20 protein-coding genes and 1 tRNA gene are annotated in these 20,103 nt (G+C 39.5%); 8 read left to right on the forward strand and 13 right to left on the reverse strand.

The window, feature by feature from the left end:
- Positions 1-34: 34 nt before the first annotated feature.
- The gene (gene atpD, locus HWV58_RS18370) at positions 35-1,537 is read right to left on the reverse strand and encodes a F0F1 ATP synthase subunit beta (RefSeq protein WP_124557927.1); all 1,503 of its coding nucleotides are present in this window, start codon (positions 1,535-1,537) and stop codon (positions 35-37) included.
- A 161-nt stretch (positions 1,538-1,698) separates the two neighbouring features.
- On the opposite strand from atpD, the gene HWV58_RS18375 reads away from it, so the two are divergent.
- A complete protein-coding gene (locus HWV58_RS18375) occupies positions 1,699-2,601 on the forward strand; it encodes an SDR family oxidoreductase (RefSeq protein ID WP_175635482.1) in 903 nt (300 codons plus the stop codon).
- Between the two features lie 338 nt (positions 2,602-2,939).
- Positions 2,940-3,013 (forward strand) — tRNA-Arg (locus HWV58_RS18380).
- A gap of 169 nt (positions 3,014-3,182) precedes the next feature.
- Here HWV58_RS18380 and HWV58_RS18385 read toward each other — a convergent pair.
- Together HWV58_RS18385 and HWV58_RS18390 are read right to left on the reverse strand one after the other, a co-directional pair.
- Positions 3,183-4,838, reverse strand: a complete 1,656-nt coding sequence (locus HWV58_RS18385; RefSeq protein ID WP_175635483.1) for an alpha/beta fold hydrolase — start codon at positions 4,836-4,838, stop codon at positions 3,183-3,185.
- A gap of 143 nt (positions 4,839-4,981) precedes the next feature.
- Positions 4,982-5,548 carry a hypothetical protein gene (locus HWV58_RS18390; protein ID WP_175635484.1) on the reverse strand — a complete coding sequence of 189 codons (567 nt, stop codon included), beginning with the start codon at positions 5,546-5,548 and terminating at the stop codon, positions 4,982-4,984.
- 414 nt (positions 5,549-5,962) lie between these two features.
- On the opposite strand from HWV58_RS18390, the gene HWV58_RS18395 reads away from it, so the two are divergent.
- The gene (locus HWV58_RS18395) at positions 5,963-6,553 is read left to right on the forward strand and encodes an adenylate kinase (RefSeq protein ID WP_124558751.1); all 591 of its coding nucleotides are present in this window, start codon (positions 5,963-5,965) and stop codon (positions 6,551-6,553) included.
- A gap of 158 nt (positions 6,554-6,711) precedes the next feature.
- Positions 6,712-7,707: a GTPase ObgE gene (gene obgE / locus HWV58_RS18400; RefSeq protein ID WP_175635485.1), complete on the forward strand. Its 996-nt coding sequence runs from the start codon at positions 6,712-6,714 to the stop codon at positions 7,705-7,707.
- 15 nt (positions 7,708-7,722) lie between these two features.
- On the opposite strand, the gene HWV58_RS18405 is transcribed toward obgE, so the two are convergent.
- From HWV58_RS18405 to HWV58_RS18450, 10 genes are all read right to left on the reverse strand, one after another.
- Complete coding sequence (locus HWV58_RS18405) at positions 7,723-8,142, reverse strand: thiol-disulfide oxidoreductase DCC family protein (protein WP_175635486.1); 420 nt, start codon at positions 8,140-8,142, stop codon at positions 7,723-7,725.
- Positions 8,139-8,948: a hypothetical protein gene (locus HWV58_RS18410; RefSeq protein WP_175635487.1), complete on the reverse strand. Its 810-nt coding sequence runs from the start codon at positions 8,946-8,948 to the stop codon at positions 8,139-8,141. Before HWV58_RS18410 ends, HWV58_RS18405 begins: the two co-directional genes overlap by 4 nt.
- A 2-nt stretch (positions 8,949-8,950) precedes the next feature.
- A complete protein-coding gene (locus HWV58_RS18415; RefSeq protein WP_175635488.1) occupies positions 8,951-9,505 on the reverse strand; it encodes a hypothetical protein in 555 nt (184 codons plus the stop codon).
- 59 nt (positions 9,506-9,564) lie between these two features.
- Entirely contained in the window at positions 9,565-9,870 is a 306-nt protein-coding gene (locus tag HWV58_RS18420) for a hypothetical protein (protein ID WP_175635489.1), read from the reverse strand.
- Between the two features lie 260 nt (positions 9,871-10,130).
- A complete protein-coding gene (locus HWV58_RS18425) occupies positions 10,131-10,784 on the reverse strand; it encodes a response regulator transcription factor (protein ID WP_175635490.1) in 654 nt (217 codons plus the stop codon).
- Positions 10,785-10,895: 111 nt separating this feature from the next.
- On the reverse strand, positions 10,896-11,690 hold the full coding sequence (locus HWV58_RS18430) for a sensor histidine kinase (RefSeq protein ID WP_175635491.1): 795 nt from the start codon (positions 11,688-11,690) through the stop codon (positions 10,896-10,898).
- Positions 11,671-12,336 (reverse strand): hypothetical protein, encoded by a 666-nt coding sequence (locus tag HWV58_RS18435; RefSeq protein ID WP_175635492.1) that lies wholly within the window; start codon positions 12,334-12,336, stop codon positions 11,671-11,673. Before HWV58_RS18435 ends, HWV58_RS18430 begins: the two co-directional genes overlap by 20 nt.
- Positions 12,337-12,356: 20 nt before the next feature.
- Complete coding sequence (locus HWV58_RS18440) at positions 12,357-12,845, reverse strand: hypothetical protein (protein WP_175635493.1); 489 nt, start codon at positions 12,843-12,845, stop codon at positions 12,357-12,359.
- A gap of 160 nt (positions 12,846-13,005) precedes the next feature.
- Positions 13,006-13,623 (reverse strand): YdcF family protein, encoded by a 618-nt coding sequence (locus HWV58_RS18445; RefSeq protein ID WP_175635494.1) that lies wholly within the window; start codon positions 13,621-13,623, stop codon positions 13,006-13,008.
- Between the two features lie 182 nt (positions 13,624-13,805).
- Entirely contained in the window at positions 13,806-14,171 is a 366-nt protein-coding gene (locus tag HWV58_RS18450; protein WP_175635495.1) for a YtxH domain-containing protein, read from the reverse strand.
- A 359-nt stretch (positions 14,172-14,530) separates the two neighbouring features.
- Here HWV58_RS18450 and HWV58_RS18455 point away from each other — a divergent pair, with 359 nt between their 5' ends.
- From HWV58_RS18455 to HWV58_RS18470, 4 genes are all read left to right on the forward strand, one after another.
- Positions 14,531-14,911, forward strand: a complete 381-nt coding sequence (locus tag HWV58_RS18455; RefSeq protein ID WP_175635496.1) for an OsmC family protein — start codon at positions 14,531-14,533, stop codon at positions 14,909-14,911.
- 90 nt (positions 14,912-15,001) lie between these two features.
- The gene (locus HWV58_RS18460; RefSeq protein ID WP_175635497.1) at positions 15,002-16,255 is read left to right on the forward strand and encodes a DUF2130 domain-containing protein; all 1,254 of its coding nucleotides are present in this window, start codon (positions 15,002-15,004) and stop codon (positions 16,253-16,255) included.
- Between the two features lie 338 nt (positions 16,256-16,593).
- Entirely contained in the window at positions 16,594-18,738 is a 2,145-nt protein-coding gene (locus HWV58_RS18465; RefSeq protein ID WP_235972765.1) for a glycoside hydrolase family 97 protein, read from the forward strand.
- 394 nt (positions 18,739-19,132) lie between these two features.
- Positions 19,133-19,609: an acyl-CoA thioesterase gene (locus tag HWV58_RS18470; protein WP_175635498.1), complete on the forward strand. Its 477-nt coding sequence runs from the start codon at positions 19,133-19,135 to the stop codon at positions 19,607-19,609.
- Positions 19,610-20,103 lie beyond the last annotated feature (494 nt).

Here is a 20,103-nt window from a genome sequence, read left to right on the forward strand (position 1 = left end):
TAAAACGCTTGGCACCTAACGCTTAGCGCGTTTCTTAGTTCGCTTCTGCTAATAATTTTTTACCTTTTTCGATCGCATCTTCAATGCTACCAACTAAGTTAAATGCAGCTTCAGGATATTCATCAACTTCACCATCCATAATCATGTTGAAACCTTTGATGGTATCTTTAATGTCAACTAGTACACCTTTTAAGCCTGTGAATTGCTCTGCTACGTGGAAAGGTTGAGATAAGAAACGTTGAACACGACGCGCTCTTGATACTACTAATTTATCTTCCTCAGATAATTCGTCCATACCTAAGATTGCGATGATATCTTGTAATTCTTTATAACGTTGTAAAGTTTCTTTAACGCGTTGTGCAGTGTTGTAGTGCTCATCACCTAAAACAGCTGGAGAAAGGATACGTGAAGTAGAATCCAATGGATCCACCGCTGGGTAAATACCTAGCTCGGCAATTTTACGTGAAAGTACTGTAGTTGCATCTAAGTGGGCAAAAGTTGTTGCCGGTGCAGGGTCAGTTAAATCATCCGCAGGTACATATACTGCTTGTACTGATGTAATTGAACCACGTTTAGTTGAAGTAATACGCTCCTGCATTAAACCCATCTCAGTTGCCAATGTTGGTTGGTAACCTACCGCAGATGGCATACGACCTAGAAGGGCCGATACCTCAGAACCTGCCTGAGTAAAACGGAAGATGTTATCAACGAAGAAAAGGATATCTTTTCCAGCGCCTTCACCATCACCATCACGGAAATATTCAGCAACAGTTAATCCTGATAAGGCAACACGTGCACGTGCACCAGGAGGCTCGTTCATTTGACCGAAAACCAATGTTGCTTTTGATTCTTTTAATTTTTCAGTATCAACTGCGTTCAGATCCCAACCACCTTTTTCCATTGAGTGCAAGAAATCATCACCATAGTTAATTACACCTGACTCGATAAACTCACGAAGTAAATCGTTACCTTCACGGGTACGCTCACCAACACCTGCGAATACTGATAAACCAGCATAAGCTTTAGCGATGTTGTTTACCAACTCCATAATTAATACCGTTTTACCTACACCAGCACCACCGAACAAACCAATTTTACCACCTTTTGCATAAGGCTCTAATAAATCGATTACTTTAATACCAGTAAAAAGTACTTCAGTTTCGGTAGATAAATCTTCGAACTTAGGAGGAGTTGCATGGATAGGACGACCGTCGGTTTTATCAACTGCGTTGATACCGTCAATCGCTTCACCAACTACATTAAATAAACGACCTTTAATCTGGTCGCCAACTGGCATTTTAATCGCAGCGCCAGTATCAACTACTTTCATACCGCGAACTAAACCGTCAGTAGAGTCCATTGAAATTGCACGTACACGGTCTTCACCTAAGTGCTGTTGAACTTCTAAAACAATTTTTTGTCCATTTTCTTTCGTTATCTCTAACGCATCAAAAATTTTAGGTAGATGGGCATCATCAGCAAAGCTAACGTCAACCACTGGGCCGATAATTTGTGCTATTTTTCCTAAGTTAGGCATATCTGTTGTGAGTAAATTTATTACAGTCAATGAATTAAAGCTGTTTGTAAGGGCTCCAATTCGGTTGGCAAAGTTAAGTTATTCTTACTGAATTTTAAATATATATTATAAAATTTTTTAACAGTATTATTATAGATAATTTCGAGGCTTAAATAGTAAGGATGAAAACCATTTTAACAACGGGTAGTAATGGCCTTTTAGGGCAGAAAATAACCGAAAAAATTCTTGCCGAAGGCAGGGTAAAACTGATTGCGACTTCGAAGGGAGTAAACCGTTATCCTGTTATAGATGGATACGAATACGCTGAAATGGATATTCTCAATCCGGAGCAAGTTAGGCAGGTTATCGAAAAATATAAGCCAGATGCGATTATTCATACCGCCGCTATGACTAATGTGGATACCTGTGAGGCCAATAAGGAAATTTGCCATCAACTTAATGTAGATGCGGTTCAAACCTTGTTATCTGTTTGTGAAGAAAAAAATATTCAGCTGGTTCATTTAAGTACCGATTTTGTATTTGATGGTGCCGATGGCCCGTATAAAGAAGAGGATGCTGTAAACCCGGTAAGTTATTATGGCGAATCGAAAGTTTTAGCCGAAGATTTGCTGAGGCAATCGAAAGCACATTGGGGAATTATCAGGACGATTTTGGTTTATGGCATAAGCAATGATATGAGCAGAAGCAATATTGTGCTTTGGGCGAAAGGTGCTTTAGAGAAAGCATCGCCGATTAATGTGGTGAACGATCAATGGCGGATGCCCACCCTTGCCGAAGATTTAGCTGAAGCCTGCATTTTGGCTGTTGAGAAAAGTGCTCAGGGGATTTATCATATTTCTGGTAAAGATTATATGAGTATTGCAGATTTGGTACGCAAGGTTGCCGATTATTGGTCGCTCGATAAATCTTTTCTGCAAGAGATCAGTTCAGCTAGTTTAAACCAAACGGCTAAACGGCCTGTTAAAACGGGTTTCATTTTGGATAAGGCAATTAAAGATTTAGGTTACAATCCGCATTCTTTTGAAGAAGGCCTAAGGATTTTGGAGCAACAGATGGTGAAATAAGTTGGTTCGCTGGTTATTAGGTAATTGGTTTAATATGATTGCAAACAGGTGATATCTTTCCTGACCCTAATTGGTAAATTATGTTTTTTGATAATAAAACAGAGTTCGGAAGGGAAGGTGTTTCTAAAATTGCCATGTTGGCGATAGCTAAAGAATAAAAAAGAAACTTTTTTTAAGCTTTAAAGATGTGTCTGAATTGGCTGATTTTAAAGTGATTAATTGCTTTTTAGCTGCATTGAGCAATATTTTTAAATAAAAATTTAAGATTTTTTTTGTGAAAATAGTTGGAAATTAAAATGTCAAGTTATACCTTTGCAGTCCGTTAACGATACGGAAACGCATTTGTAGCTCAATTGGATAGAGCATCTCACTACGGATGAGAAGGTTTGGGGTTCGAATCCCTACAAGTGCACAAAAGGAGAATTGAAAAATTCTCCTTTTTTGTTTTCTATATAATCCATAAAGGATTTATTTTCAATTATTTAATTGGCTTTAGGATCGCTGTTAGCTATCCGGTAGATGCCAGTTTCATCATAAACAGTCCACACGGATAGCAGATTAAGCACTTAAAACCATGTTAATTAACGATTCAAAAAATCAAGGATAAGCTTATTGAGCTGATCCGGTTTTTCAAAAGGCACATAATGTGTCGCATTTTGGATAATTTGTAACTCAGATTTGCCAATATTTGCTGCAATGAGCCTGGTGTGCTTAGGTTTAATCACGTCGTTGCTTCCTGCAATAACCAATACAGGATTGGTGATCTCTTGTAATCGCTTTGTGGCAATATTGGGCTGTTCTAGCATCAGGCTGATCAGCCGAGGGTTTTTGGGTAGGGTTTGTGCTCCAAGCTGGTTTCTGAATGAAGTTAACAAACTATCTGATACGCCCGAAGGGGACAAGTTAGCGCCTATGGTTACAATATTATTAACCAACTCCGGATGTTTAAGGTTAAAGCTCAAAGCAGTATTGCCTCCGTCACTCCAGCCTACTATATTCACTTTTTTTAGCTCCATCATAGTAAGTACTTTATGCAGGTCGTTAGCAAAGCCATCGTAACTATAGGCTCCGGTCGATAAGTCGGTACTTCTACCTTGTCCCCGCGTATCGATAGCAATTACCCTGAAGTGTTTTGCGAAAACAGGGATTTGGCGATAGAAATCCGCTATACTTCCGTTGTTGCCATGCAAAAGTACCAATGGTTCGCCTTTACCATATTCCTCTGTATAAATTCGGGCATCTCCCAGATCAATGTATTTACCCTTTTTATTTTTGCCATAACCACTTTCTGCAGCCGCCTGTTTATAACGATAGTAACTGGCCAGCATCGTTATCTCTGGTTTTTCAGCTATTACAGGTTTGTCCTGTTGCAGTAATTTCTTTCGTTCGTTGCTGTATTTAAGATCAAGGTTGGCAATGAAAGTTCCGGCATTACTTTCCCAGTTTCCCTGGCTTTGATATCGGAATAGCAAGTCTTTGGCTATCGTTTTCTTTGCCGAAACCCCAAAAACAAAATTGTTGTTACTGTCTGGTATATAAGCTACCAGTTGTAGCGTTACAGCAATCTTTTCCAATCCATCAAAATTGAGCCCATGAGTGGCAAGGTCTATATGTTGCCAGCCTGTAGAGGTGGTCCGATAGGTAATGTGTTTATGTAAAACGTTAGTGTCGGGCAGATTATCTTTTACCGTGTAAATATTAAGCTTTAAAGTAATATCTGAGAACCTGGAGCTGGGCATGATGTAGAAGTTATAGGCTTTAAGCAGTGTTCGGTCATATATTTCAAAAATATTTCCCTGTTCTATACTTGGAACGTTCTGGTCAAACATTTTAGAGAAAGTGATCATAGGCCTTGATTGCTGCCCTATAACCCGCTCTTTCAGTTTACTTGCTTTAATGTCCACTTCGGCCATATCGTATATCTTTTCCTTAAGTGTAATGACTATTCCCGGTTTAAATTCGTTTGACTGAAGATGTTGATCGATAAAACCTATCGCACTGAATATTACATTGCTGCCTGCCAGACTGTCTGGGATAACCAGTTTAAAGATTCCATCTTCGTCAGCAACGGTGGCAATTTTGCTGTTTTTGATGCCTATTGAGCAATATGGGATCGGATGTTGTTGGGAATCTTTTACACTCCCTGTTAAAATACGTTGCGCCTTAACATTCGAAAATATAGATAAGGCTGCTAATGTTAAAAGCAGCCTTTTAAAAAGGTGAGTGATGTTTCTCATATAAAGCGAAGACGGTACGGTTGGTTTAACGGTTGCATCGTCTTCTTACTTTTTTAAGATATTCACCTGTGATTTTGAATCAACTTACTGAATCGTCAAAATAGTTGTTTGTTTTTAAAGGTTTAGCACAAATGCCAAAACAGTTATTTTCTTCTAAACAGACCGAAGCTATACCTAAAGCCAATAACACAGTTTGTATTTTGGTTAGCGTGGGCTGCTTTTGCGAAGAACTCGAGATTATCGCCCTTTTTTAGGGGGAGTTGGTAGCCGATACCATAAGCCTGGTAAAGACTATTGGTGGCATAGGTTCCATAACTGTAGCTTACATCTGTAGCCGCATCTTTTGAGGTATTGGTTCTGTAAGCGTCTTCGTATCCCAGTTCAGCTGAAATGTAGAACTTTCCGAGGTAATATTTGGCACCACCAAACATGGCATTCTGTAAAAATTTTTGTTTTGGTGTTACGGAGCCGTAAGCAGGATAATTTTTTTGTGTGTAAGCAATATTTATCCCGGCGGTAAAGCCCCATTTTTGGTTGAGCCTAAACTCGTAACCTACTTCAGCTCCGTAAACAGGTGCTTTCAAATTGGTGTTAAGGCCAACAAATGGTGAGACATAAACTGAATTTCTGATCAGGGTGTCCTGTGCTTGGATTTTGTCTATACTTATCAGTAGGATAAGGATAGCGAGGAGTATGTTTTTAGTTTTCATAAAACCAAAGTAAGAAGCCTTTAGTTATTAATCCGACTATTAACTTAGTTTAACTATTTTTACCAATTTTAACTTAAATTTTGTTAAAATAAAGTCGTTTTGTGGTATAAATATTCGAAAATTTAGTTAAAAGTGGAGCCGATTATTTGGCTGGTAGCGCAAGCACACTAAAGAATATTCTGTAAAATATAAAAATGGCACAAGAATCTTTGTAGGATAAGAGAAATGTCATTAAAACAGCTCTTTTTTAAATAAATTGTCAATTATAAATGGCATCTAAATTAATAATTATATATTTGCAGCCTCGAATGTGCAGAGTTATTTAATTGATTATTAACTAAGCTGTACGTTATTTTTGATAGAGCCATAGGAATAAGGCTTTTTTTAATTTTGAAGACAACCTAAACAACCTGAATGCTTAATTTAGTACTCTTTGGCCCTCCGGGGGCGGGTAAAGGCACCCAATCTGAAAAGCTGATTGCAAAATATCAGTTGGTACACGTTTCAACAGGCGATCTTTTTAGAGCACACGTTAAAGGTGAAACCGAATTAGGAAAAAAAGTAAGTCAGTTGCTGGCAGATGGAGAATTAGTTCCTGATGCAATTACAATTGCAATGCTTGAAGAAGAGGTGGATAAAAATCCTGATGCAAAAGGATTTGTGTTTGACGGATTTCCACGTACTGTTCCTCAGGCAAAAGAACTTGATTTATTTTTAGAGCGTAAAGGAAGCAAAATTGCAGGTGTTATTGCTTTGGATGTTGATCAGGATGAATTGACAAAGCGCATAGCAGAACGTCACAAAGTAAGTGGCCGGCCGGATGATGATGCTGAAAAACTAAAAAAACGGATTTCAGAATATTTCGATAAAACTATCCATGTTTTACCTTACTACGAAGAACAAGGTAAATTGAGCAAAGTGAACGGTATTGGTGAAATTGAAACCATTTACAGCAACCTTTGCGAGGTGATCGATCAGTTCAGCAGCGGTATTGAGGTTAAATAAATAGCTGCAAAGCAACATCAGAATAAAGTGCCGGATTATTTCGGTGCTCAAGTATAAAAACATAAGAAGAGTTATAATGTTAAAACGTTATAACTCTTTAATTTTAGCGGAAACTGTTATGGCACCGTTAAAACATTAAAACTTTCAACAATAATAATATGTCACAGGGTTCAAATTTCGTAGATTATGTAAAAATCTGTTGCCGTTCTGGTAAAGGCGGTGCGGGTTCGGCACATTTACATCGTGATATTTTAACATCAATGGGTGGTCCCGATGGTGGTGATGGCGGCCGTGGCGGTCACATTATCGTTAAAGGAAGTATCCATATCTGGACATTGTTGCACCTTAAATACCGCAAGCACATTATTGCCGAAGATGGTGGCGCAGGCGGTAGTTCGCATAAATTTGGTAAGCAGGGTAAAGACGAAATATTAGAAGTACCCCTTGGAACAATTGCACGTGATGCAGAAACAGGAGAAGTGCTTTTTGAGATTACTAAAGACGGCGAAACCAAAATTTTAACGGCTGGTGGTCGTGGTGGATTGGGTAACGCGCACTTTAAAAGTGCAACACAGCAAACACCGCGTTTTGCGCAGCCAGGCGAACAAGGCCAGGAGGTTTGGAACATTCTGGAATTGAAAGTTTTGGCCGATGTTGGTTTAGTAGGCTTCCCGAATGCAGGAAAATCTACCTTACTTTCGGTAGTTTCTGCAGCAAAGCCCGAAATTGCCGATTATCCTTTTACTACCATTGTGCCTAACCTGGGTATTGTGAGTTATAGGGGAGGCAAATCATTTGTAATGGCCGATATTCCGGGGATTATTGAGGGAGCTTCGAAAGGTAAAGGTTTAGGTTACCGCTTTTTACGTCATATTGAGCGTAATTCGGTGTTACTTTTTATGGTTCCGGCCGATACCAGTCGTTCGATAAAAGAAGAATACGCAATTCTGAAGCGCGAACTTGAATCGTACAACCCCGAATTAATGCAAAAGCCCCATGTGTTGGCCATCACGAAATCGGATATGCTTGATGAAGAACTGATGGCTGAAATGAAACAGGATTTGCCTAAAATACCTTCTATTTTTATTTCTTCGGTAGCAGAAAAGAATATCCTGGAGCTAAAAGATATGCTTTGGAAAGCCATTGAAGGCTAAACACTGCTTTTCATTTTAGGTTAAAAACCTGCTCCTAACTTCTTCAGTCGGGAGCATGCAGCTTGCTGTTCGTCCAAAAAAGGTATAACGTTTCTTAGCGAAGGCTTCGTACAGCCAGTTCCTTGCAATATTCGGAATCAGATAAGCCAGATTGATTAATGGCGACCACCAGGTATTCAGATTTTTCAGGATATAGAGTACTGCTTTCGATTGGGTAAGAAACCCGTTTTCCCTCACCACTATAATGCTGTTGAACTTTTCAAAATCGGTTTTATGCATTTTGCTTAACATCGCTGAAGTACTGCCCTGTAAAGGCGCATAATGAAACTTGTTGCGATGATCGTATGCAATAACATAATTGATATAGCGATTACAGAAATTGCATACCCCATCAAACAGAATAATATCTTTCGGTGTATTTAAAACAGCTGTCATGAAATTTGGTGGTTAACAAAATAAATTGCCGGATAGGTTGCCATAAAGGCCCAAAAGAAAGAGTTTAGTCCCATAATTACTGCCGTGAAAAAGTGAAAGATAAATCCCCATACCAGAAATATCAGCGCAAATGGCCAGGGTAAAAACAGGCATAGCGGAAATATAGTTTCCATAATAATCACATTCCAGCACAAGAAAAGGTTGGCTGCCGGATATTTTTGTAGGAAGAGCGTAGCCTTTTTCGAACCGTAGGTTTTGGTAGAAAACACATCTTTAATTGCTGTTCCCGAACGCCACTCGGCCGAAACCAGTTTGGCAATGCCTGCAACAGCGTACGAAAGGCAAGCCTGCAGGGCAATAAACCAAAGTCCGATATCTCTTAATTTGCTCGTTGCGAGCACTGGCATATTGCATAAAATAAGGGTAATGATAATCAGCATACTCATCTGGTCAGAACCATCGCTTCCGTAATGGGTAACCAGTGAAGCAAGAAGCAGGCTAAGGCCTAATAAACTGATTAATACCCATCCAATCGTGCTTTGTAAAGGAAAAAACAACAATCCGGTTATGAGTAAGCACCTGATGAAAAACAGCATGGCCAGGCCAGGCACGCTGAACAGTTTAAACAATGGTTTCAGAAAAGGTATTTGGTTCTCTTTCGTCCACTTTAGCTGCATTACATTCCAGGATAACAGCCCGTTGGGAGAAAATATCTGAACTTTTTTGAGGTATTCTAAGGTAGAGATCAGTAAACCCACGCTGAGTATGATCAATACAATTTGCGATATGTTGTTAAATAAAATCATGGCTAAATTTGATGAAAAACAGATAATAGGATGAGTGACGGGGTTGTTTCTTTTTGATAACCCGACGATTCGGCCAGCATAAACTGGCGGTAGCAGTCCGCTGTACGTCGCTTGTAATTGCTAACGGCATGCAGCACAATAATATAGGGGGTAGAGAACATGAGTAAATTTAAATTGCCTGTTCTTTCGCGGTAGGATGGTATGCTCGAAACGAGGCTCTGCACCACATCTGATAAAATCTTTTTATCGCGTTTTTCGGGGTTCCATAACCATGACCAGAATGTGCGCTCTTCGGTAATGTCCATTTCCTGCCATTCGGTATAATTTTCATCTGATATCTTATCCCTGAATAGCAGGTGATAGTCTCTTTTGCCTGGATGGGGAGCAAAAAATGTCCACAAAGGAATCAGGTTAAAGAGGTCGAGTTTGTACCTGATGAACCAGGATATCCTGGTTTCTTTAAACTGGCATAATATGGTGGCTAAGAACCAGCAGGCCAGGAAAACGGTTATTACAATTTCGTAAATGGCCGTAGGTGTTAATTTCAACATCATCATTTTTTCAAAAAATAGATTGGAGAAAAAAGGAGGACAGTCTCACTGCCCTCCTTAAATAATTAATTGAATTTTTTACGGAGTTCGATCAGTTTTTCTAACGATAAGCCATTGTTGGCCTCTTTAGAAAGATCGCTGATTTCAGCTTCGTTCAACGCATTTGCTGCGCCCACTGCTTCTACTACCTGTGTAACTACCGGGGTAGCTCTAACGGTTACTTTTACTGCTTTTACAGCAGTACGTGCTATTGCTGTAATAAACAGGGGAGCTGCTGAATTTGCTTCAACAATTTCATTGTCGCCTTGTAAATCGGCGATTAATGCATCAAGGATTGCTAGTTCTGCCTTGGATAAACCTGACTTTGCCATTTTGTTTTCTTTTTGAGGTAAATAAATAATTGTTTATGTGCGTTGGTTTTGAAGCTTCGTTTGCACAACGTAAAGTTCGGAAGGCAATGGTTTTTATACCAGCGTGCTAATACTCAATCAGAAAATAGAGTATTTCTACGTAGTTAGTAGGGTAAAGTGAAGGTTTGCCTTAGCAATATTAAGGAAGGGGATATGAAAAGGAAGGAAGGAAGGAAGGAAGGAAGGAAGGAAGGAAGGAAGGAAGGGAAAATGAGGTGCAACTAATCTATTACACCATTTTTAATGGCAAACATCACCAATCCGGCGGTATTGCGTACACCGGTTTTTTCTATTATGCGCATTCTGATGCCTTCTACAGACCGTGGACTTAAGAAAAGTTCAGTGCCGATTTCACTGGCTGTTTTTTCATTACAAATCATTTTTAGCACGTCGAGTTCGCGTTCCGAAAATTCTATAGTCTGGTTGAGTGAGAGTTTGGAGGGACTTTTAATGGTCAGCTTCCTGAGCAGGGCCTTGGTTACAATATCGTTAAAATAATAGCCGCTTTCATGTACCGAATAAATGGCCTTTCTGATTTCTTTTGGATCGGTATTTTTTAGAAGATAGCCGTTAGCGCCGTTTTCCATCAGGTGAATGATGAATTTCACATCGTCATACATCGTAACTACCAGTATTTTGAGATCACTTGTATATTTTTTCCTGATTAGCTTAATGGCTTCAATCCCATCCATTCCGGGCATTTTCAGGTCCATCAAAATCACATCGGGTTGCACTTCTTCGAGTTGTTGCATCAGTTCGTATCCGTCTGATACTTCAAATATCACTTCAAGATTTTTATCGCGGGTAAAACCAACTTTTAAACCATCTCTAAAAATGCTGTAATCGTCTGCTATAGCTATCCTTATCTTAGGCATTGTAATTATATTTAATCATTTAAAATTAGTTATTTTTTTATAAACCGACCGCATAAATTACATTGTAATACTACTTAATTGTATTAATTATATGTCATTTTGTAAATGCCCTTAAACAGGTATCTTTAATTCAATCAGGTAGCGGTCGGCATGCTGCGAAAATTTAAGACAGGCTTTCAGCAGGATCATCCTGTTCTGGATGTTTTTCAAGCCCAAACCGTTTTTAATATACCTGAGTTCTTCGAACTGATTTTGCGTAAGGCCGTTCCCGTTGTGTGTAATGGTAAAGATCAGGTGGTGGCTTACAGTGGCAGAGCGAATGTGGATGAGATTGGCTTTGGCATGTTTGGTAATGTTATGGAGCAACTCCTGAACAACCCTGTAAATGCTGATGTCGTTCGGGGTGGCTTTGGTGCCATGCTTATCCTGAAGATCTAAACTGATGTTGATTAAACTGCTCTGGCCAATTTTACCGCAAAAGTGGCCAATTGCTTCTTTTAAACCCAGTTCCTGTAAGATGTTGGAGTGCAGGTTATGCGATATGCCCCTGATCTTGCTGATTCCTTCATCGAGCAAACTTTTGCTTTTGGCATACATTTCCTTGCTTGTTTCGTCGCAGTGATCTAAGTTAATTCCATAAAAATGCAAGCTCGATGCCCCAAGAATAGCTCCAACTTCATCATGCAGTTGTTCGGCAATGCGTAACTTTTCCATTTCTTCGCTTCTTACCGCTGCTGCTATTAACTGGTTTTTCTGTGCATTTTGCAGGGCCTGCAAATTCATTTTATACTGAAGTTTTTTGCGTTGCATGAAAATGAAAATGAGTAAAATGCTGATAAAAAGCATCAGCATGGCCGCTATGCCTGCCATCAGCATCAGGGTGATTTTATTGTTTTCCTGATTCATAAAAACCTTTGGCTAAAAACAGGTTGAAAATAATGTACGATATATTATGAACGCTCCATAAGCTAATGGCAAAGCTCTGAAAACGCGTAGTAAGCTCGTTGTAAAGCAGAAAGATGAAAAAATTGAGCGCTACAAAAATGCCAAGTCCGGTAACGATCCAAAAAACATTATTGGTAATCTTTGTGCCTACATTATCGTTTATTTTAAACAGGTAATATTGTAATACATAAAAAAGCAAGAGCGCGGCTTCGATAGAAAGTAAGCGGCTGCTGAATTTCCAGTAATCGAAAAAGTTTTCGAAAAAAGTAAAGTTGACAATAATAAAAAGTGTAAAACCGATAAGTACAATCTTTTTAACAATAACCAGAAAAGGCTGATGGAGGTGGATGAAAAAAGCACTGAACAAATAAAAACGCACTACTGAATGCAGGTTGTAAAGAAAATTATTTGAATTGTATGCCGCTGGCAACAGTATCCTGAATTTCCAAACCAGATCTATTGCCAGGTTAATGATCAATGCAGCCCATACATAAGAAACAACCAGCGTAAGTTTTGCTGGTTGTTTTTTAAGTATTAATATGGTTATTGGGATTAGTAATGCCCATACTTCAGACCAATCGAGAACAAATTGGAATATTTTTAGCATCTGAGGTGAGGGTTATTGCATTAGTGTATTGTTGCTGGTGGTGAAGGGTTGGTTTCAATTGGGTCGAAATCGCTGTTGTACAGCAATTCTACATCTCCGGTATCAATTCTTTTAAATCTTTTTACGTTGTAGAACACATGTCCTTGCGCTACATTGGGGATAAATACAAGGTAATCGGGTTTGTCGCCATTTACATCAGGGTTGTTAATGAGTAATTGGATATTGGCCAGAGAAATGATGTTATTACTCATGATGATTGGGCCACTCAAATCAAGCGCGCTATTGTTGTACACGTCCAGTTTGTCGAAATAACTGCTGTATTGGTTGGTGTCGGCCATGTACCCGTAAGCAATCAGCTGTAAAGGTTTGTCTTTTTTATCGGTATCGGGAAAAAAATAGCAGAATACAAATTGATCGATGCCGGGAGAGTTTAAGATTAAAGATTGGATAGCACTGATCTCATACTTGAGCCAATAAAATTTTTGAGTTTGTTTTTCTTTAGTGAGCATAATTTTAAATGTAATTTAACGACATAAATATATACATATAATGTAATTAAAAATATACTTGTAAAGTAAAACTTTGAATACTATGCTAAATCTTATATGTGTATTAGTGAATGCGGTGAAGTTATTTTAATAACGTTATTAAGAAGACAGTGTTGAAGGATTAGCTTCGGCAGTAATCGACCAGCAGGCCAATCCACTCTTTAAATAACATTTCCCAGGTGCCGAATGCCGATGCACTGGGTATTAGTAAGTCGGTGAGGTCGGATTCGGTACTGCTTCTGAAATCGGTAGGATAATAACTGAGCGGCTGTGTAGTTTGCCGGTTAAAAATGAGCCTGGCCCTGGGGATATGCCACGCACTGGTGATAACCACAATTTTTGCCTGAGGCATGCGCTTTTTAATCAGTGAGAGGCTGAACTTTGCATTTTCGATGGTGTTTCTGCTTTGGTTTTCGATGAGGACTGCACTATCGGGAATGCAGATTTCGTGCAGGAATTTTTTAACCAGATTGGCTTCTTTAACTTCATTGTTAATCAGGTTGGCATTACCGCTGCTGATCAATATCTTTTTTATCCTGCCTTGGCGGTAGAGTGATAAAGCCTGAAACAACCGGTCGTTACTTCCGTTAAACTTTATTTCGTTGTTGTGCTTGTTTAACCCGGAGAAACCACCCAATACAATCGCCACATCGTAGCTTTCTTTTTGTACAGGATAGGGAGGCTCGTATAACTTAACTGCCTGATTAGCCAGGAAGGCGTTTGAAAAAAATAAAAGCACCGCTATTGCAGCAGTGCTTAAATACTTACGGGTTTTGTGTTTTTTAGCTGAAAAGCTAAGTATAAGTAGTGTACAAAACCAGAGGAATGGCTTAATTAAGTATAATAGAATTTTAGACAGAATAAAAATCATGGGTTGCAGCTATTGCTGCAAAACTAAGCTTTTAATCTATGTTAGCGTAATTATCCCTGTCCTTCCTGCACCTGCCCGTTTTTGTAGGCATCATCTAATATTTCTTTCACATCAGATTTACGTTTTTTTTCTATTTTATGTCTGAAATGAGGAACTTCATGTTCAACAATATCATCTTCTATTGCCTCTACGCCGAAAACCTTCTCTTTTAAAAGATTGTACTTATCCTGGAAACCATAGCGGAGGTTTTTAGCCTTGCCTGCAATTTTCCCGCGGGTGCCTGCGCCACTATCAGGAGCGAATAAAACACTAATTACAGCACCTGCCGCTAAACCTGCAACTAATGCAAGTGCGATTTGAACATTGTTGTTCGATTTTTGCGTTAAATATTTTCCGATTAACTTTCTGTATTTCATAACATCGCATTTCGAAAAAGAACAAATACAATGAAATAATGTTTCAGAAAAATAGCTAAAAGTCTATCGCTTAGAAAAAAAAAGTAGATTGTTTGTTGCTGTATTTCAGGGGCGATAGGTGGGAGCTTCCTTTAATAGCACGGTTTGCCCGGGTAAAATAAACCTGACAGGAGCGGACATCCCGTTAAGATCAGCATTGCGATTAATCGGGATAAAGCGAATGGCAGGGCTACCGTAAATATTGGTGCGTGACCCTGCTTTTCGAAAAAAATACCGGACCTAATTAAGCTGGCGATATTTTGGAGCAAACCAATCGGGAAATATTTGTTAAGTTTAGCTTTTTTAATAGTTAGTAAAATATGGTAAAAGCGATAATAAACAGGGAGCACTATGCATGCTCGGTAAGCAACGGATCACACGAAATTATAGCCGACGAGCCGTTGGAATATGGCGGCACACATAAAGGATTTGCACCAAAAGGCCTGCTGATGGCTTCTCTGGCCTCTTGTGTAGCCATTACTTTAAGGATGTATATTGACAGAAAAGGCTGGCCTGTTGACCGGATTGAAGTGGAAGTGAACATTGATACTGAAAATGGCGAGACTATTTTCTTTGAAGAGATTACTTGCCATGGCGTACTTACCGAAGAGCAGAAATTAAGGCTGGAAGATATTGCAACAAAATGCCCGGTAAGCAAGATTTTAGCTACAGGGCACGAAATAAGATCGAAAGTGCTGTAGTGCAGGCGGTGCAAAACTCGTTTACACATTGATAAAAAGCTTTAATATCTTTGTATCGCTCTGGTTTCTTCCGGAGTAAAGAAAATACTTATGCCTACTGAAATAAAATGCCCCAACTGTGCCCATGTTTTTCCGATGGAAGAAGCGATGGCCGAAGATTATAAAAAGGAATTACGTGAGAAAGCGGCTGCTTATGCAAGACAGAAGGACGAAGAATATCAGCGGAAACTGCAGATTTTTGAATCAGAAAAACAGCAGCAGTTAAAAGCTTTCGATGTTAAACTTGCCGAAGAAAAGCTTAAGCTGAAAGATGATCTGGAAGGCAACCTGCGCAAGAGTATTGCTGCCGATTTTGAAACCAAACTTCAAATGCTGGAAGGCAATGCAAAAGATAACGAAGAGAAATTAAAGCTTGCCCGGGAGAAGGAACTGGAATTTTTAAGACGTGAGCAAAGCCTGAAACTGAAAGAGGAAGAAATGGAACTGGCCTTTCAGCGTAAAATGCAGGAACAGCGAAACGAGCTAGTGGAGCAGATTAGAAAGCAGGAAGCCGAAAAAAACAGCATTAAAGAAACGGAGCACCAATTGCGTTTAAAGGAGCTCGAAAAACAGCTGGATGACCAGAAGAAGCTTGCTGAAGAAATGAAACGTAAGGCCGAGCAGGGCAGTATGCAGTTACAGGGAGAGGTACAGGAACTGATTTTGGAAGAACTGTTGCGCAGTAACTTCCCTTTTGATTTGATTGAGGAGGTAGGTAAGGGCGTACGTGGTGCCGATTGTGTACAGGTTGTGCGTAACCAGTTCGGACAAGAATGCGGTAAAATTATATATGAAAGCAAACGCACCAAAGATTTTGGTGGCGACTGGATTGAAAAGCTGAAAAAAGACATGCGCAGCATGGGGATCGATGTGGCGGTGATTGTAAGTCAGTGTTATCCTAAAGGCATGACCAGTTTTGGTCAGCGCGAGGGTGTCTGGATTTGTTCGTTCGAAGAAGTAAATGCAGTGGCTTATGTGTTACGTGATGGGATTTTACGCTTATCGAGTGCGATGAAATCGCAGGAAAACCGGGGAGATAAAATGCACATGCTGTACGATTATTTAACAGGGGTAGAGTTTTCCGAACAGTGGAAAGCCATTCGCGAAGGTTTTATGAGTATGAAGTTATCCATTCAGCGTGAGCGTGATGCCATGGAACGTTTGTGGAAAGCCCGTGAAAAACAACTGGAAAAAGTACTTTTAAATGCAACACACATTCGTGGTTCTATTGAAGGTATTGCCGGTAGCGATAGCATTCAGCTGAGCTTAACGGATGAGGATGATGATGCTTTGCTTTTGGAGTAATGTTGATTTAGACCTCGCAGGTTTACAGGGCTGGTTTTTAAAAGATGGTTCGTGGCGACACAGACCATGTCAGCATGGGAATTAGATAGAATTTGTATCTAATTAGATACGTTTTGAGTGTTGTTTGATATGAATTCAGTCTTCTTTGATTCGATTTGTATCTAATTCAATACGTTTTGAGTGTTGCTTGATATGAATTCAGTCTTTTTTGATATGATTTGTATTTAATTAAATACATTTGGCATGTTGCCAGATATAAAATGTATTTAATTAAATTCGTTTTAGTATTGGCGCAACCAATGCGATATAAATAGTAATAATAATAAATTAATGATAGCATGAATAAGAAACCAAACCAATCCATTAACCGCTCAATAATTCTTACTTTAATATGTGCTTTGCTATTTTTCGGGGATGTTTTCGGGAACGTTCCCGGAGAGCAACTGAAATCGCCGGATGGCCAGCTGGTAGCCAGCTTTGCTTTGGCCGAAGGGGGAGTGCCTACCTATAGTTTAAAGTACAAGGGAAAAGATGTTATTAAAACCAGTAAGCTTGGTTTGGAACTTAAGGATGGCAAATCTTTAATGAACGGTTTTGCCATTACCGATGCCAAAACCAGTGCATTTAACGAAACCTGGAAACCGGTTTGGGGCGAGGTAAAAGAAATTGTAAACCATTACAATGAACTTGCCGTTACGCTAACCCAAAAGGAAAGCAATCGCTTTATTATAGTGCGTATGCGCTTATTCGATGATGGTTTGGGTTTCAGATATGAGTTCCCGGAACAGAAGAACCTCGATTACTTCGTAATTAAGGAAGAAAAAACCCAGTTTGCATTGGCAGGAGATCATAAAGCCTTCTGGTTGCCTGGCGATTACGATACCCAGGAATACAGTACAGTAACTTCGAACTTATCGGAAGTGCGTGGTAAGATGAAAGCCGCGGTTACACCCAATGCATCGCAAACTACCTTTTCGCCTACAGGTTTGCAAACACCTTTGATGATGAAAAGCAAAGATGGCCTGTACATTAACATTCACGAAGCCGCTTTGGTTAACTACTCGTTAATGTCGTTAAACCTTGATGATAAAAATATGGTTTTAGAATCGTGGTTAACACCAGATGCTGTTGGCGATAAAGGTTATATGCAGGCACCTTGCCAATCGCCATGGCGTACCATTATTGTGAGCGATAAAGCAGGCGATATTTTAACTTCGAAATTAACCTATAACTTAAACGAGCCCACCAAATTTAAAGATGTATCGTGGATTAAACCAACCAAGTATGTGGGTGTTTGGTGGGAAATGATTACCGGAAAAAGCACCTGGGCTTATAACGATTTAACCAGTGTACAACTGGGGGTAACCGATTACGCTAAAACTAAACCGAACGGAAAACATGCAGCCAATACTGCGCATGTAAAAGAATACATCGATTTTGCAGCTAAAAATGGTTTGGATGCCGTTTTGGTTGAAGGATGGAACGAAGGCTGGGAAGACTGGTTTGGTAAAACCAAAGATTATGTTTTCGATTTCGTAACGCCATACCCTGATTTTGATGTGCAGGAACTGCACCGTTACGCAGCAAGCAAGGGGATTAAAATGATTATGCACCATGAAACTTCTTCATCGGTACGCAACTACGAGCGCCATTTAGATACAGCCTACAAGTTTATGAAAGCAAATGGCTATGATGCGGTGAAGAGCGGTTATGTGGGTAATATGATTCCGAGGGGAGAGCACCACTATGGCCAATGGTTAAACAACCATTATTTGTATGCCATCCAGAAAGCGGCTGAATATAAAATTATGGTTAATGCCCACGAAGCGGTTAGGCCTACGGGTTTGGCGCGTACATACCCGAATTTAATCGGAAACGAATCGGCCCGTGGTACAGAATATGAAGCTTTTGGCGGTAACAATGCCGACCATACCACAATTTTGCCTTTTACCCGCTTAATTGGCGGACCAATGGATTATACCCCCGGAATTTTCGAGACTAAGGTAAGTGCTTATAATCCTGAAAATACTTCATTTGTACACAGTACTCTGGCACGTCAGCTTGCGTTGTATGTTACCATGTATAGTCCGCTGCAAATGGCTGCCGATTTACCCGAAACTTATAACAAGTATATGGATGCTTTCCAGTTTATTAAAGATGTGGCTGTAGACTGGGACGATACTAAAGTGCTGGAGGCAGAGCCTGGCGATTACATTACTTTTGCACGTAAGGCAAAGGGAAAAAACAACTGGTTTGTTGGCCGTACCAATGATGAGGTAGCGCGTACTTCGAAAATAGATTTCAGCTTTTTAGATGCTGGTAAAAAATATATCGCAACCATTTATGCTGATGCGAAGGATGCGCATTATGAAACCAATCCAAAAGCTTATACCATTCGCAAAATAGAAGTAACCAGCAAAAGCAGGCTTAGCCAATATTGTGCACCGGGTGGGGGCTATGCGATTAGTGTTATCGCGAAATAATTTCCCGTGGTGTTAGTTCCCGTGGTGTTGGTTGTTAGCAACAGGCACTTCATGCTAATATCAGAAACACGAAGGCGCTTAATTTTACCACAGATTAATATACTTGCCTGGCCATTTAGGTGGGGATTAACACAGATAGGGTATGCCTGTCTGTGTTTTTTTGTTTATTATGGATTGTTTAGTTGTAAAATGTATTAGTTAGTGACTTGTTTATTGGTGGTTTGTAAGTTTTATTTAATTTTTTATTCGTGTTTGGATGTTTTTGTGTGTTGATTTAAGTTATTGTTAGGTTTTGGTTAAATAATTATGATAAATATCATAATTTTCTGTATTTGTTAGTGATTTTGTAATATATTAGCGACATAACAACCAAACCTTCTAAAATATTATCAAAATGGCACGACCCAAAAATCACATCGAACTTCAGTTTTTAAGCGAACCTTCAGACGTAAATTACGGCGGTAAAGTGCATGGGGGGATGATGATGAAGTGGATTGATCAGGCGGCTTTTGCCTGTGCCTTACAGTGGAGTCAATCGTATTGTGTAACGGTATATGTTGGTGGCATCCGTTTCTTTCACCCGGTGCACATTGGCCATTTGGTTAAGATGGACGCAAGGATTATTTACACAGGTAAAACGAGTATGCACATTGCAGTTGATGCTTACTCGAAACCCGTTGGAAAAAGTGATTTTGTGAAAAACACTCACTGTATTATTGTTTTTGTAGCGGTTAATGATAACGGGAATCCGGAACGTATACCGGAGTTTAAACCTAAAACTGAAAAGGAAATTGCCATGCACGGTTACGCCATTAAACTGATGGAACTGCGCAAAAGCATTGATAAGGAGATGGAACCATATATTGTGTAGCATTCAGTGGATGGCGCTTGGTGTGCAGTTTCCTCCCATTAAACACGGTGTGAATAGTATTTCTTAAACGCTATAGAGTCTCTTTGTGTTCTTAGTGTCTTCGTGGTGAAAAATAAATGCTTCTATACGGTTCATGATATAAAATGCGATAAAATCGCTTAGCTAATTATGAACTTGTTTGAAACGAGCGAAGATGTAAGGAGTGGTTTTCGATCTTACATTTTCCTCTATATTTAACCACAGAGCAAACAGAGGGAGAGCACAAAGTGCACAGAGTAGCATGTTTTCCATGTTCCGTCTTCCATTTTCCCTTTTCCATCTCCTCTTTTTCTCTCTGTAAGCTTTGTGTGCTCCTATGTTTGTTGTTAAATTTAAAAATAATAAATTTAACATATTTAAGTGAAAAAGAGTGAGAGTTGATTTGTGCCCAAACAACTTCTTATAGTATGTTCTCACGGAGATATTGCCTCACTCTTTTTTGCCTTTTAGAATCT

It is taken from the genome of Pedobacter ghigonis, from assembly GCF_903166585.1.
GTDB classification, from domain to species: Bacteria; Bacteroidota; Bacteroidia; order Sphingobacteriales; family Sphingobacteriaceae; genus Pedobacter; species Pedobacter ghigonis.